The organism is Streptomyces lunalinharesii (assembly GCF_039532155.1).
GTDB classification, from domain to species: Bacteria; Actinomycetota; Actinomycetes; order Streptomycetales; family Streptomycetaceae; genus Streptomyces; species Streptomyces lunalinharesii.
The window spans coordinates 53,327-68,076 of record NZ_BAAARK010000027.1 but is presented as its reverse complement, the minus strand read 5'-3'; the positions used below and the strand labels follow the sequence as shown (position 1 = coordinate 68,076).

General features: G+C 73.6%; 9 protein-coding genes and 1 riboswitch. Of the genes, 6 read left to right on the top strand and 3 right to left on the bottom strand.

The window, feature by feature from the left end; all coding sequences use genetic code 11:
- Window positions 1–66 precede the first annotated feature (66 nt).
- The 6 genes from ABD385_RS30575 to ABD385_RS30550 all read left to right on the top strand — a co-directional run bounded on the left by ABD385_RS30575 (window position 67) and on the right by ABD385_RS30550 (window position 7,239).
- Window positions 67–1,212, top strand: coding sequence for an acyl-CoA dehydrogenase family protein (locus ABD385_RS30575; RefSeq protein ID WP_344582152.1), 1,146 nt, complete (start codon window positions 67–69; stop codon window positions 1,210–1,212).
- Between the two features lie 175 nt (window positions 1,213–1,387).
- Window positions 1,388–1,566: riboswitch (cobalamin riboswitch) on the top strand.
- A 199-nt stretch (window positions 1,567–1,765) separates the two neighbouring features.
- Window positions 1,766–3,265: a CoA-acylating methylmalonate-semialdehyde dehydrogenase gene (locus ABD385_RS30570; protein WP_344582150.1), complete on the top strand. Its 1,500-nt coding sequence runs from the start codon at window positions 1,766–1,768 to the stop codon at window positions 3,263–3,265.
- A 5-nt stretch (window positions 3,266–3,270) separates the two neighbouring features.
- Window positions 3,271–4,419, top strand: a complete 1,149-nt coding sequence (locus ABD385_RS30565; protein ID WP_344582148.1) for an acyl-CoA dehydrogenase family protein — start codon at window positions 3,271–3,273, stop codon at window positions 4,417–4,419.
- On the top strand, window positions 4,416–5,501 hold the full coding sequence (locus ABD385_RS30560) for an enoyl-CoA hydratase/isomerase family protein (RefSeq protein WP_344582146.1): 1,086 nt from the start codon (window positions 4,416–4,418) through the stop codon (window positions 5,499–5,501). The genes ABD385_RS30565 and ABD385_RS30560 overlap by 4 nt, the downstream gene beginning before the upstream one ends.
- A gap of 41 nt (window positions 5,502–5,542) precedes the next feature.
- Window positions 5,543–6,451, top strand: coding sequence for a 3-hydroxyisobutyrate dehydrogenase (gene mmsB / locus ABD385_RS30555; RefSeq protein WP_425585514.1), 909 nt, complete (start codon window positions 5,543–5,545; stop codon window positions 6,449–6,451).
- Window positions 6,448–7,239 (top strand): enoyl-CoA hydratase, encoded by a 792-nt coding sequence (locus tag ABD385_RS30550; protein WP_344582142.1) that lies wholly within the window; start codon window positions 6,448–6,450, stop codon window positions 7,237–7,239. Before mmsB ends, ABD385_RS30550 begins: the two co-directional genes overlap by 4 nt.
- 134 nt (window positions 7,240–7,373) lie before the next feature.
- On the opposite strand, the gene panD is transcribed toward ABD385_RS30550, so the two are convergent.
- From panD to ABD385_RS30535, 3 genes are all read right to left on the bottom strand, one after another.
- Complete coding sequence (panD, locus tag ABD385_RS30545) at window positions 7,374–7,745, bottom strand: aspartate 1-decarboxylase (protein ID WP_344582140.1); 372 nt, start codon at window positions 7,743–7,745, stop codon at window positions 7,374–7,376.
- Window positions 7,746–7,890: 145 nt separating this feature from the next.
- Window positions 7,891–8,103, bottom strand: a complete 213-nt coding sequence (locus ABD385_RS30540; RefSeq protein ID WP_344582138.1) for an MbtH family protein — start codon at window positions 8,101–8,103, stop codon at window positions 7,891–7,893.
- Window positions 8,104–8,179: 76 nt separating this feature from the next.
- Window positions 8,180–14,608, bottom strand: coding sequence for an amino acid adenylation domain-containing protein (locus ABD385_RS30535; RefSeq protein WP_344582136.1), 6,429 nt, complete (start codon window positions 14,606–14,608; stop codon window positions 8,180–8,182).
- Window positions 14,609–14,750: the final 142 nt, after the last annotated feature.

Here is a 14,750-nt window from a genome sequence, read left to right as displayed (position 1 = left end):
CAACAGACCGCGATATCCAGCCGCCGGGCCGTCGCCGTGCCCGGTCCGCCACCAGGGAGCCGCCTCGTGACCGCATTCGCACTGGGACCGGAGGAACAGCAGTGGTGCGCCGAGCTGCGCGCCCGGACCGCCGAACGGCTGCGCCCCCTCGCCGAGCAGGGGCGGGCGGGCCGGATCAACCGGCCCCTGGTCGCCGCCCTCGGCGAACTGGGCCTGCTCGCCCGGCTCTTCCCCGACGGCGGCAGCCCCAGGGCGCTGGACCTGTGCCTGCTGCGCGAATCGCTGGCGCAGGAGTGCACGGAGGCGGAGACCGCGCTGGCGCTCCAGGGACTGGGCACCTGCCCGATCCTGCAGTCCGGGACGGACGCCCAACGGGCCCGCTGGCTGCCGGAGGTGACGGCCGGCCGGGCCGTCGCGGCCTTCGCGCTGAGCGAGCCGGGCGCGGGCTCGGACGCCGCGGCGCTCGCCCTGGCCGCCACGCCCGACGGGCCCGGCCGTTGGCGGCTCACCGGCGAGAAGTGCTGGATCTCCAACGCCCCCGAGGCCGACTTCGCCACCGTCTTCGCCCGCACCGGCGGCGCCGACGGTGCCCGCGGCATCACCGCCTTCCTCGTCCCCGCCGACCGCCCGGGCCTGGGCGGCGAGCCGTTGGACATGCTCAGCCCGCACCCCATCGGCACCCTGGTCTTCGACGGCACGCCGGTGACCGAAGCGGACGTGCTGGGCGACGTGGGCGGCGGTTTCGGGGTGGCGATGCGCACCCTGAACCTCTTCCGGCCGAGCGTGGGCGCCTTCGCGGTCGGCATGGCGCAGGCCGCGTTGGACGCCGCGCTGGCGCACGCCGGGACGCGCACCGCGTTCGGCGGGCCGCTCAGGGAACTCCAGTCCGTCGGCCACCGACTGGCCGAGATGGCCACCCGCGTCGAGGCCGCCCGCCTCCTGGTCTACGCGGCCGCGGCCGCCTACGACCGCGGCGCCCCGGACATCGCCCGCCGCTCGGCCATGGCCAAGCTCCTGGCCACCGAGACCGCACAGGAGGTCGTCGACGCCGCCGTCCAGATCCACGGCGCCCGCGCGCTGCGCCGCGGCCACCTGCTGGAACACCTCTACCGCGAGGTCCGCGCACCGCGCATCTACGAGGGCGCCACGGAGGTCCAACGCTCCCTGATCGCCAAGGAGCTGTACCGCGAGGCCGGTCGTCAGCCGGTCTGAGGCGTCGCCGCGCACGATGTCGCGTCCGGCCCCGACCGGCCCCGGCGGCCCCGTCGTGGCCGGTGATCGGGCGGGGGCCGGTCGCCGCGCCGGCCTCGCGCCGGACCGCTCTCCGGCGCGTCCGATGCCGCCGACGGCCGTCGAGGGTGGACTTACTAGGACGTCCAACTATATCGTCGTGACCAAGGCCCGCGGTGCAGGGAAGCCGGTGCGATTCCGGCGCGGTCCCGCCACTGTGACCGGGGAATGCGCTCCCCGAACGAGACCGGCCACTGACGGAGAGTTCCGTCGGGAAGGCCGGGGAGCGCGTGCTGATCCGGGAGTCAGGATACCGGCCGCGGGATGTTCCGTGTTGTCCACGAGGATGGAGCAGACACGCATGGCACCGGCACGCACCCGCGCCCCCGACCGGCGCACCGTATGGGTGCCGCGCACCGACGTCTGACGGTCACCCGGCCCTGCGCATCCCGCGCTGCCCGCACGCGCCGCTTCCGGCGACCGTGCCGGGTCCGCGCGCCATCCCCGGATCGCACCTGACGGAGAGCAGGCATTCATGGTCCGTGAACTGGCACATTTCATCGGCGGCAAGCACACCCCGGGCGTCTCGGGGACCTACGGCGACGTGCACGATCCCAACACCGGCGCCGTCCAGGCCCGGGTGCCGCTCGCCGGCCGCGCCGAGACCGAGGCGGCGATCGCCGACGCCGCCGAGGCCCAGCGCGGGTGGGGCGAGTGGAACCCGCAGCGCCGCGCCCGGGTGCTGCTGAAGTTCCTCCAACTCGTCGAGGGGGAGCGGGAGTCGCTGGCCCGGATGCTGTCGTCCGAGCACGGCAAGACCGTCGCCGACGCCCACGGCGACCTCCAGCGCGGCCTGGACGTGGTGGAGTTCGCCGCGGGCATTCCCCATCTGCTCAAGGGCGAGTTCACCGACAACGCCGGCACCGGCATCGACGTGCACTCCCTGCGCAGCCCCATCGGCGTCACCGCCGGCATCACCCCGTTCAACTTCCCCGCGATGATCCCGCTGTGGCAGGCCGCCCCCGCCCTGGCCTGCGGCAACTCCTTCATCCTCAAGCCCTCCGAACGCGACCCCTCGGTGCCGCTGCGGCTCGCCGAACTCTTCCTGGAGGCGGGGCTGCCGCCGGGCGTCCTCAACGTCGTCAACGGCGGCAAGGAAGCGGTCGACACCCTGCTCACCGACCCCAGGGTCGGGGCCCTGGGCTTCGTCGGCTCCACCCCGATCGCGGCGCACCTCTACGCCACCGCCGCCGCGCACGGCAAACGGGCCCAGTGCTTCGGCGGCGCCAAGAACCACCTGATCGTGATGCCGGACGCCGACCTCGACCAGGCCGTCGACGCCCTGATCGGCGCGGGCTACGGCTCGGCGGGGGAGCGTTGCATGGCGATCTCCGTGGCCGTCCCCGTCGGCGAGGCCACCGCCGACGCCCTGGTGGAGCGGCTCAAGGAACGCATCGGGCAGCTGCGCATCGGCCGCAGCGACGACCCCCAGGCCGACTTCGGCCCGCTCGTCAGCCGCGAGGCCCTGGACCGGGTGCGGCGCTACGTCGACATCGGCGTCAACGAGGGCGCCGAACTCGTCGTGGACGGCCGCGGGTTCACCCTCGCCGGCCACGAGGACGGCTTCTTCGCCGGCCCCTCGCTCTTCGACCGCGTCGCCCCGCAGATGCGCGTCTACCGCGAGGAGATCTTCGGGCCCGTCCTGTGCGTCGTACGGGCCGCCGACTACGAGGAGGCGCTGCGGCTGCCCAGCGAGCACCCGTACGGCAACGGCGTGGCGCTCTTCACGCGGGACGGGGACACCGCCCGCGACTTCACCCGCCGGGTGAACACCGGCATGGTCGGCGTCAACGTGCCCATTCCGGTGCCGGTGGCCTACCACACCTTCGGCGGCTGGAAGCGTTCCGGCTACGGCGACCTGGGCCAGCACGGACCGGACGCGATCCGCTTCTACACCCGCACCAAGACCGTCACCTCGCGCTGGCCCTCCGGGACCAAGGAGGGCGCGAGCTTCACCCTCCCGACGATGGGCTGAGCGCCGTGACCACCACCTCGCTCACCGAGGACCAACTCGCCCTCGTCGAAGCCACGCTGGACTTCACCCAGGACCACCTCGTCCCGCACGCCGTCGCCTGGGACCAGGCCAAGCACTTCCCCGTCGACGTGCTGCGCAAGGCCGCGGGCCTGGGCCTGGGCGGCATCTACGTGCGCGAGGAACACGGCGGCAGCGGACTGGGCCGCACGGACGGGGTGCTGATCGTCGAGACCCTGGCGTCCGGCTGCCCGTCCATCGCCGGCTTCGTCTCGATCCACAACATGGTCGCCTGGCTGATCGACCACTACGGCGACGCCGCCCAACGCCGGCGCTGGCTGCCGCGCCTGTGCGCCATGGAGGACCTGGGCAGCTACTGCCTGACCGAACCGGGCGCCGGCTCGGACGCCGCCGCCCTGCGCACCCGCGCGGTGCGCGACGGCGACCACTACGTCCTCACCGGCGTCAAGCAGTTCATCTCGGGCGCCGGCGCCTCCCAGACGTACCTCGTCATGGCGCGCACCGGCGACGACGGCGCGCGCGGCGTCTCCGCCTTCCTCGTCGACAAGGACGACCCCGGCCTGTCGTTCGGCCCCGACGAGAAGAAGATGGGCTGGAACGCCCAGCCGACCCGCCAGGTGATCCTCGACGGGGTGCGGCTGCCCGCCGACCGGCTGCTCGGCCGCGAGGGCGAGGGCTTCCGCATCGCCATGAGCGGGTTGAACGGCGGCCGGCTCGGCATCGCCGCCTGCTCCCTCGGCGGCGCCCGCGCCGCACTGGACCGCAGCCTGGTCCACCTCGCCGACCGCGAGGCGTTCGGCGGGCGCCTGCTGGACGCACAGGCACTGCAGTTCCGGCTCGCCGACATGGCGACCGAACTCACCGCCGCCCGCGCCCTGGTCCACCAGGCCGCCCACGCCCTGGACCGCGGCGACCCGCAGGCGCCGCAACTCTGCGCGATGGCGAAGCGGTTCGCCACCGACACCGGCTACACGGTCGCCGACCGGGCCCTGCAACTGCACGGCGGCTACGGCTACCTCAGCGACTACGGCATCGAGAAGATCGTCCGTGACCTGCGAGTCCACCAGATCCTGGAAGGAACCAACGAGATCATGCGCGTGATCGTCGCCCGCGGCCTGACGGAGGCCCTGCGGTGACCGACTCCGACGAGCCCGTCCTCCTGACCGAGGAGGGCCGCACCGCCCGCATCACCCTCAACCGGCCCCGCGCCCTCAACGCCCTCACCCACCCCATGGTCGAACGCATCGACGCCGCGCTGCGTGCCTGGGAGACGGACCCCGCCGTGGCGGCCGTGGTCCTCACGGGTGCCGGGGACCGCGGCCTGTGCGCCGGCGGTGACATCCGCTCCATCTATGAGGACGCCCGCGCCCGGGGCACCGCCTCGGCGGCCTTCTGGCGCGCCGAGTACCGGCTGAACGCCCGCATCGCGCGCTACCCCAAGCCCTACGTCGCCGTCATGGACGGGATCGTGATGGGCGGCGGGGTCGGCCTCTCCGCCCACGGCAACGTCCGCCTCGTCACCGAGCGTTCGAAGATCGCCATGCCCGAGACCGGCATCGGCTTCGTCCCGGACGTCGGCGGCACCTACCTGCTGGGACTGGCCCCCGGCGAACTCGGCACCCACCTCGCGCTCACCGGCACCGCGATCGGCGCCGCCGACGCCCTGCTGTGCGGCCTCGCCGACCACTTCGTCCCCGCGGACCGCCTGCCCGACCTGCTCGCCGACCTCACCACCACCGAGGTCTGGGACGCGCTGGAACGCCACGTGCGCCAGCCGCCCGGCGGCGAACTCGCCCGGCAGCGCGCCTGGATCGACTCCTGCTACCGCGCGGACACCGTGGAGGAGATCGTCGAGGCGCTGCGCGCCCACCCCGCGCCGGAGGCCGCACGGGCCGCCGAGACCCTGTCCGGGAAGTCGCCCACCGCCCTGAAGGTCACCCTCGCCGCGGTGCGCCGCGCCCGGCGCCTCGGGCCCCTGGAACGCGTACTGGAGCAGGAGTACCGGATCTCCTGCGCCGCCCTGTCCTCGCCCGACCTGGTCGAGGGCATCCGGGCCCAGGTCATCGACAAGGACCGGGCCCCGAAGTGGTCACCGGGCACGCTGGCCGAGGTCGGCGCGGCGGACGTCGAGCGGTTCTTCGCCTCCCCCGAACCGCCCTGCCCCGCCGCGTCCTTCGGACCCGCCCCCCGCGCGACGGCACAGGAGGTGCCCTGGTGAACGGCCCGTCCCGCACCATCGGCTTCATCGGCCTCGGCCACATGGGCGGCCCGATGGCCGCCAACCTCGTCAAGGCCGGCCACCGCGTCCTCGGATTCGACCTGGTGCCCGAACTCCTCGCCACCGCCACGGGGAACGGGGTCGAGGCGGCCGGTTCGGCCACGGCGGCCGTGACCGCGGCGGACGTGGTGCTCACCATGCTGCCCGCGGGCCGGCACGTCCTGGGCCTGTACCAGGACGGCGGGCTGCTGGCCGCCGCCCGCCCCGGCACGCTGTTCGTCGACTGCTCCACCATCGACGTCGCCGACGCCCGCACCGCCCACGACGCCGCGGTCGCCGCCGGCATGCGCGCCCTGGACGCCCCGGTCTCCGGCGGCGTGCCCGGCGCCGAGGCCGCCACCCTCACGTTCATGGCGGGCGGCGCGCCGGCCGAGTTCGCCGAGGCCGAACCGCTGCTCGCCGCGATGGGCCGGAAGGCGGTGCACTGCGGCGGGGCCGGCGCGGGCCAGGCCGCCAAGATCTGCAACAACATGATCCTGGGCGTCTCGATGATCGCCGTCAGCGAGGCGTTCGTCCTCGGCGAGCGCCTCGGCCTCTCGCACCAGGCGCTCTTCGACGTGGCGTCCACCGCGTCCGGCCAGTGCTGGGCGTTGACCGTCAACTGCCCGGTGCCCGGCCCCGTCCCCACCAGCCCCGCCAACCGCGACTACACCCCAGGCTTCGCCGCCCCCCTGATGGCCAAGGACCTCGGGCTGGCCGCCAACGCGGTGCGGGAGCACGGAGTCCCCGCTCAACTCGGCCTCGCCGCAGCCCAGTTGTACGCCGATTACGCCGCGGGAGCCGGCGCCCGGCAGGACTTCTCCGGCATCGTGCGCACCCTGCGGGACGCCGCCACCGCCCCACCGCCCGCCGAACCCACCAGCGACCCGAAGGACGGCACCGCCGCATGACCGCACCCCACGAGCCGACCTACGAGACCCTCCTCGTCGAACGCACCGGCCGCACCGCCCTGGTGACCCTCAACCGCCCCCGGGTGCTCAACGCCCTCAGCCTGAAGGTCATGCACGAGGTCGTCGCGGCGACGGAGTTGCTGGACCGCGATCCGGGCGTCGGCTGCATCGTCCTGACCGGCTCGGCGAAGGCGTTCGCGGCCGGCGCCGACATCAAGGAGATGGCGCCGCAGGGCCCCGTCGACATGTACCTCACCGACTGGTTCGCCGCCTGGGACCGGCTGGCGCAACTGCGCACCCCGACCGTCGCGGCCGTCGCCGGCTTCGCCCTCGGCGGCGGCTGCGAACTCGCCATGCTCTGCGACGTCCTGCTCGCGGCCGACACCGCCGTGTTCGGCCAACCGGAGATCAAGCTGGGCGTCATCCCCGGCATCGGCGGCTCCCAACGCCTGACCCGCGCCGTCGGCAAGGCCAAGGCGATGGAACTGTGCCTGACCGGCCGCATCATGGACGCCACCGAGGCGGAACGCGCCGGCCTGGTCTCCCGCATCGTCCCCGCCGCCGACCTCCTCGACGAGGCCCGCGCCGTCGCCGAGACCATCGCGGGCATGTCGCTGCCCATCGCGATGATGGCGAAGGAGGCGGTCTCCCGAGCCTTCGAAACCACCCTCGCCGAGGGCGTCCGCTTCGAACGCCGGCTGTTCCACGCGGCCTTCGCCACCGCGGACCAGAAGGAGGGCATGACCGCCTTCATCGACAAGCGACCGCCAAAATTCCAACACCGCTGACGGGCGGTGCCCGGCCCGCACCACTGCGCCCCGGAGCGGACCCCCTCGCGGGTTCCGCTCCGGGACGGCCGGCCACCGCTTCCGGGGCGACCCGGTCCGCAGGCCGACTCGACCGGGAGGACCGTCTTCGTTGCTCAGGAAGCGGGGTCCGTGCCCAGCTTCACCACGTGGTTGCGCTCGTCGACGAAGACGACCTTCGGCTCAAGGGTGCGGGCCTGGGCGTCGTCGACCGTGGCGTAGCCGATGACGATGACGATGTCGCCGGGGGCCACCAGTCGGGCGGCGGCGCCGTTGAGGCAGATGACGCCGGAGCCGGGCTCGCCCTCGATGACGTACGTCTCCAGGCGGGCTCCGTTGTTCACGTTCACGATGTGCACCTGCTCGCCCACCAGCAGGTCCGCTGCTTCCATGAGGTCGCGGTCGACCGTCACGGAACCCACGTAGTGCAGATTGGCCTCGGTGACGGTGGCCCGGTGGATCTTCGACTTGAGCATGGTCCGTTGCATGGTGCGCGGCGCCCTGCCTTTCTGACGTGGGTGTGAACCGGTCATGCGGAAGACCGGCGGAGCCCGGGGACCTGAGGGGGTGGCTGCGTGCGGGCCTTCGCTCGCGCGCCGTCGCCTCGGTGCCCCAGGGTGCGGAACGTACGGATCAGGTCGCGGAGACCGCGTCGGCGAGACTGGCCGGGCGCATGTCCGTCCAGTTCTTCTCGATGTAGTCGAGGCAGCTCTGCCGGTCGGTCTCCGTCACGACCACCTCCCAGCCCGCCGGTACCACGGCGAACGCGGGCCACAGGCTGTGCTGACGCTCGTCGTTGACCAGCACCAGGAACGTGCCGTCCTCGTTGTCGAAGGGGTTGGTCATGGTCTTTGGTCCTCCAGGTCTCGGTGCTCTCGGGTGTGCGGAAGGCGGGGGAGGGCGGCCCAGGGGCCGGGGCGGTTCAGGTGAGGGCCTTGGCCAGGCCGCGCGCGGTGCGGCAGCGGAAGACGGTCTCGACGTCGACGGGGCGGTCCAGTACTGCCTCAAGCCGGCCTGCCAGGCGTAGCGCCGACAGCGAGTCGCAGCCCAGGGCGAACAGATCGTCGTCCGCGCTGACGAAGTCCCGGCCGAGCACCTCGGCGATCAGGCCGCACAGCGTCGAGGGCCCCGGGCCACGGGCGGACTCCGGCTCGGCCGTCAGGAAGCGTTCCGTCGGTGCGTCCATGGCCTGGGGCAACGCGGTGAGCAGTGCGCGCAGCCGGTCGGCGGTCTGCTGGGCGAACGCCCCGTCGATCAGGTCGGGGCGGTGACTGACCTCCAGTCGGAGCCGGGGGCCGGGGGCGACCATCAGCTTCAACGGGTAGTGGTAGCCGTCGTATCCGGTGACCTGCACCAGCCCCAGGCCGTCGTCCGGTCCGCTCGGCAGCTCCTCGGCGGTCGGGAAGTTCTCGAAGACGACGCAGCTGTCGAAGAGCGTGCCCATGCCCGCGATCCGCTGGATGTCCGGCAGGGGCAGATGGTGGTGGGGCAGGAGTTCCGCGTGCTCCTCCTGGAGCCGGGCGAGCAGCTCCGCCACCGGCTCGGCGGGCTCCAGCCGTACCCGCACGGGAACGGTGTTGATGAACACCCCCACCATGTCCTCGACACCCGGCAGTTCCGCCGGGCGGCCGGAGACCGTGGCGCCGAACACGAGGTCACGCTGGAGGGTCCGCCCGTGCAGGCACAGCGCCCATGCGGCACGTACCAGCGTGTTGGGCGTGATGCCCTGGTGACGCGACACCTCGTGCAGCGCGTCGGTCTCGGCCTCGGACAACTCGACGACGACGCGCTTTGGCAGTGCCCGCACCCGAGCGGTGTCGTCGTCCGCGGTGAGCAGGGTGGGTTCCTTGAGCCCGGCCAGCGCCGCGCGCCAGGCCGACCGGGCCTGGCCCTGGTCCTGGGCGGCCAGCCACGACAGGTAGGCACGGTAGTCGGGAGGCTCCGGCAGGGCGCCGCCGCTGCCGTCGCCGTACAACCAGAGCAGGTCGCGCAGCAGGAGCGAGGTGGTCCAGCCGTCCACCAGCAGGTGGTGCATGCTCAGGACCACCTGCCAGTGGTCCGGGGCGAGGTGGACGCAGGTGCAGCGCAGCAGAGGCGGGGTGGCCGGGTCCATGCGCTGGTGCCGGTCGTCCTCAAGGAGCTCCGTGAGCCGCTCGGCCCGCTCCCCGGGCCGAAGGTCCGTGAGGTCGTACGCGTACCAGGGCATGCGGGCGTCGGCCGGTACCACCTGCACCGGCTCGCCCGAGCGCAGTTGCAGGAAGCCTGCCCGCAGCATGGGGTGGCGCCGCAACAGTGCGTCGCAGGCGGCCCGCAGGCGCGGTAGGTCGAGCGGTCCTGCTACTTCCAGCGCGATCTGCACGTTGTACACGTCCAGGCTGCGGCTGTCGTACCGGGCGTGGAAGAGCAGTCCTTCCTGTAGCGGTGTCATCGGCAGCACGTGGGAGACGGGCAGGCCCGTCCGGGCGCCGAGCCGGGCCAGTTCCTCGGTGTCGGCCTGGGCGGCCGCGGCGGCGGACACCGCCCGGGTCGCCGCGTGCGCGACGAGCGCGCGCAGCGCGGCGAACCACAGCCGGGCCAGTTCGCGGGCTTCGGCCTCCGCCAGGTGCAGCCGGGCCCACAGCCAGTGGGCGACCAGGCGCGGTCCCGCCGGGCCGTCGTCGACCACCGCGTTGACCTCGACGAGGTGCCGCATCGGCATCCGCGGATCCGCTCCGAGGGGCAGTGCGTCCGACTCGGGCGCCACGTCCCAGTCGCCGTCTCCCGAACCGCGTCCTCTGCCGAGGTAGTTGAACCCGACCTGGGGGCTCGGAAAGCCCTTGAGGTCGGCGGCCGCGTTCCGGTTCAGATGGCGTAGCAGGCCGAAGCCGAGGCCGTTGCGGGGCACCTCGGCGAGTTGGTCGGCGACCCTGCGCACTGCCGCGCCGAGCCGCGGGTCGGCGGGGTCGCCCTCGGCGTTCCAGTCGCCGAACCCCGCGTCGATGCGCACCGGGTACAGGGAGGTGAGCCAGCCGACGGTGGCGGACGGGTCCACGTCCTCGTCGAGCTGCTCGCGGCCGTGCCCCTCGACGTCGACGAGAACGGCCGTGCCGTCCGCCGCGCGGGGTCGCCAGGCGGCGACCGCGAGTGCCAGACCGGCGAGCAGCACCTCGTTGGTGCGGGCGTCGAACGCGGCGGGCACGGTCGTCAGCAGCGGGGCGGTCAGGGCCGTCGGGAGGGTGAGGACACTCTCCCCGGCCGTGGCGTAGATGTCGTGGGCGGCGGACAGCGGGGCGTCGCCGATCTGGATGCTGCGACCGCCCAACGTCCGCTTCCAGTACGGCATTTCCCGCATCACGTCGGGGCTGTGCGCGGCCTCGCGCAACCTGTCGCTCCAGTCCCGCAGGGTGAGTGGCACCGGCTCCTGGCGCGGGGCGGTGCCGGTCGTGGCGCCGTGCCACGCGGTGTACAGGTCGGTGAGCAGGACCCGCCAGGAGACCGCGTCCACCGCCAGGTGATGGACGGTGACGAGCAGTCGGCCCTGGCCGTCCGGGCCCGCATCGAACCAGGTGACCCGCATCATCGCGCCGTCGTACGGCGCGAGTGCCGCAGCGTCCTGCCGGGCGCAGCCGGTGACGCGACCCCGCAGGGCCTCCTCGGCCAGTCCTGACACGTCGACCCGGCGCACGGCGTCCCGCAGCGCGTCCCGGTCGACGGGTTCCAGCACCAGACCGCCGCTTGCGTCCAGGCGCCCGCGCAGCGCCTGGTGGCGTTCGGCCACGGCCTGTGCGGCGGTGACCAGGTGGTTCAGGCCGAGTCGCGGCGGGACGCGCAGGAGAGTCGACTGGTGGAAGGCGTCGATGGTGCCGCGGTGCTCGTGCAGCCAGTGCATGATCGGGGTGGCGAGGGCCGTCGCGGAGCCGTCGTGGTCCGCCTGCGTCTCCGCCCTCGTCTCCGGCTTCGTCTCCGCCCTCGTCGCGCCGGGGCCCCGCCGGGAGGTCTCGGCGTGGGCGGTGGGCCGGCCGTCCCGTTCCGGGGTGGTGTCGGTCCCGGTGCGGGGGGTGCTGACGTTCTGTTGCAGGAAGTGGGCGAGGGTGGCGGCCGTGCGGTGGGTGAAGACGTGCTTCGGGGTGAGGTGCAGACCTGCCTTGCGGGCGCGGGCGACGAGTTGGATGGCGGTGATGGAGTCTCCGCCGAGGGTGAAGAAGTCGTCCCCGGTCCCGGCGTCGTCCAGGTGCAACACCTGTGCGAACAACTGGGTCAGGGTGTCCGCGACGTCCCGGTCGGACGCCTCGGTTCCGCCGGCGGCTCCGGTCGCCCTGGCAGTTTCCGCTTCCCGGGCCTGCGCGAGCGCCTCGGCTTCCTGGCGCGCGGCGGCTCCCGGAGTCGGCTCCGGCGAGGGCCGGTGGTCCTCGGCGGGGAGCGGCTCGTGCGCGGGGAGCGCCGCCCGGTCCACCTTGCCGTTGGGGGTCACGGGCAGCGTGGGCAGCGTGACGAACGCCGACGGGACCAGGTATGCGGGCAGCCGCGCCGCGATCCGCTCGGCGAGCCCTGCCGTCCCGTTCTCCGGGACGTCGGACGCCACCACGTAGGCCACCAGCCTGGGTGTCCCGCGTCGGTCCTCCCGTACGGCCACCGCGGCCCGGGCGACAGCGGGGTCGGCCACCAGCGCGCTCTCGACCTCGCCCAGCTCGATCCGGTAGCCGCGGACCTTGACCTGGTCGTCCAGCCGGCCGCTGTACATCAGCATCCCGTCGTGCCGCCACCAGGCCGCGTCCCCGGTGCGGTACATCCGGCCACCGGGGGTGCGGAACGGGTCGGCGACGAAGCGTGCCGCGGTCAGCCCCGGGCGGTTGACGTATCCGCGGGCCAGCACGTCACCGCCGATGTACAGCTCGCCGGGTACGCCCGCCGGTACGGGGCGCAGGAAGCCGTCGAGGACGTAGATCCGGGCGTCGGGCACGGGCACGCCGATCGGCACCGCGCCCTGCGGCAGCGGGGCACCGGGCTCCAGTCGGTACTCCATGCAGCCCACGGTCGCCTCGGTGGGGCCGTACTCGTTCACGACCGTCGCTCCCGGGTGACGTGCGCGCCATTCCGCCAGCGCCTCCCCGGTCAACTGCTCGCCACCGAGCACCAGTTCGCCGGAGGGCGAGTACCAGTCGTCCGACGCCACCAGGATCGGCAGGTGGCTGGGGGTGGCCTTCACGAACGAGGGGGGGCGCCCGTCGCCGACCGGGGCGTCGAAGTCCTCCAGGTCGACGACGCGCACCAGCCCGCCCGTGACGAGCGGGCCGAAGAGGCCGGTGACGGTCAGGTCGAAGGAGGGCGGCGAGTGCACCAGCGCCTGTTCTGCGAGGCCGGGGTAGGCCGTGCTCGCGAAGGCGAGGTAGCCGTCGACCGTACGGTGCTCCACCGCAACGCCCTTGGGGCGGCCGGTGGACCCGGAGGTGTAGATGACGTACGCGAGATCCTCCGGCCGTAGGGGCCGGCCGCGCTCGGTGTCGTTCACCGGGTGCTCGGACAGCGGCGTCAGCTCGGCCTGGACGGCGGGGTCGCCCAGCGGGAGCAGTGACGGGTGCCCGGCGAGCCCCGGATGGCCCCGGTCGGCGCAGACGACCAGCGCGGGAGCCGCGTCGGTGAGCATGAACGCGACCCGTTCCACCGGGTAGCCCGGATCGACCGGTACGTAACAGGCGCCCGCCTTCCACGTGGCGAGCAGCGCGACGACCAGGTCCGTGCCGCGCGGCAGTGCCACGGCGACCGCGTCCCCGGGCCGCACTCCGCGGCGCAGCATCAGCCGGGCGAGACGGTTCGCCGCCTCGTCGAGTTCCCGGTAGCCGAGCGGGCGCTGTCCGTCGGTCACGGCCGGAGCGTTCGGCCGTCGTCGCACCTGCGCTTCGAACCGCTCGACGAGGGTGGCGGCCCGGCGGCCGGCCGCCCGCTCGGCCCCGGGGCGACGGCCCCAGGCGCCGAGCACCCGCTGCGTCTCCTCCCCGGTCAGGAGCGGGACGGCTGCCACGGGGGTCTCGGCCGCGTGGGTGAAGGCGTCGAGCAGGAGACGCAGCCGGGAGGAGACCAGCTCCATGCGGCGCGCGTCGAACAGGTCGGTGCGGTAGTTGAGTTCGAGCCGCAGACGGGGTCCGGGCACGGCGACGATGCTCAGCGGGTAGTGGGTAGAGCCGCTGATCTGCGGCTCGGCCGCATCGGCTTCCTCCGTCAGCGGCCCCAGGCGCAGACCGGGCGCGATCTCCTGGACGGACGCCCAGTCGAAGGGCGCGTTGCCGAAGCCCGTCGAGGTGTCGTAGAGCGTGCCGAGTCCGGCGAGGCGCTGCACCTCGTCCAGACCGACGTGCTGGTGCGGCCCCAGGGCGAGTTGCTCGTCCTGCACGCGGGTGAACAGCTTGGCCAGCGACTCGTCGGGGGAGAGGCGGATGCGGACCGGAACCGCGTTCATCAGCAGACCCACCATGGAGTCGGCGCCCCCGAGGTCCACGGGACGCCCGTGCACGGTCTGGCCGAACACCACGTCGTCGCGCCCCGTCAGCAGCGACAGCAGCAACGCCCATACGCCCTGCACCACCGTGTTGAGCGTGAGGTGGTGCGTCCGGGCGGTGGCCGTGAGCGCCTCGGTCGCCTCTTCCGACAGGACCAGCGGGAGCATCGCGGGCATCGCGCCGGCGCCCGCCGGGGCCGCACCGGGGGCCACGAGGGTCGGCTCCGCCAGCCCGTGCAGTGCCTGTTGCCACGCCTGATGCGCCGCGGCACGGTCCTGCCGGCCGAGCCAGCGCAGGAAGTCGTCGAACGGGGCCATCGGTCCGAGACCGGCGGGTGCGGCTGCGGTGTCCTTCGGGTCGTCGAGGCCGGGGCGCCCGTACAGCGCGCACAGGTCTTTCAGCACCAAGGGCAACGACCAGCCGTCCAACAGGATGTGATGGTACGTCAGGACGAGGACGTGCCGCTCCTCGGTCAGCCGGATCAGGGCGAACCGCATCAGTGGGGGCGCGGCCATGTCGAAGCGCCGCAGCCGGTCCTCCTCCATGAAGGCCAGCAGCCGCGCGCGCCGGGTCTCCGCGGGCTCCCCCGCCAGATCGTGTTCCGTCCAGGGCGTCGTCACGGTGCGCCGGACGAGCTGCACCGGCTGCCCGTTGGCCCGCACCCGGAAGCCCGTCCGCAGCACCGGGTGGCGGGCGAGCGTCGCGGCGCAGGCGGCGCGCAGCCGTGCGGGGCAGACGTCGCCGTGCAGCTCGAAGGCGGCCTGGACGGTGTAGACGTCCACCGCGTCGCTGTCGTACAGCGCGTGGAAGAGCATGCCCTGCTGCATCGGCGTGAGCGGCAGTACGGACTCGATCGGCGACTTGGGCACTTCGTTCACAGATAGCTCCCCAGGGGGCAGACAGGGTTGGCTGCGCGAGAGCGCGGAGGGAGGGGGGACGCGGGTCGGCCCGGCGGGGGAGGGGAAGACGGCGCGGACCACGGCGCGACGCCGTCGTACGGCCGGCGGCGGCCGGGAGGTG

What these genes read in the sequence shown, in the direction of transcription:
- ABD385_RS30540 (WP_344582138.1), bottom strand. Translation starts at nt 8,103, where the DNA reads ATGACCAACCCCTTCGACAACGAGGACGGCACGTTCCTGGTGCTGGTC.
- ABD385_RS30550 (WP_344582142.1), top strand. Translation starts at nt 6,448, where the DNA reads ATGACCGCACCCCACGAGCCGACCTACGAGACCCTCCTCGTCGAACGC.
- ABD385_RS30570 (WP_344582150.1), top strand. Translation starts at nt 1,766, where the DNA reads ATGGTCCGTGAACTGGCACATTTCATCGGCGGCAAGCACACCCCGGGC.
- mmsB (WP_425585514.1), top strand. Translation starts at nt 5,543, where the DNA reads ATGGGCGGCCCGATGGCCGCCAACCTCGTCAAGGCCGGCCACCGCGTC.
- panD (WP_344582140.1), bottom strand. Translation starts at nt 7,745, where the DNA reads ATGCAACGGACCATGCTCAAGTCGAAGATCCACCGGGCCACCGTCACC.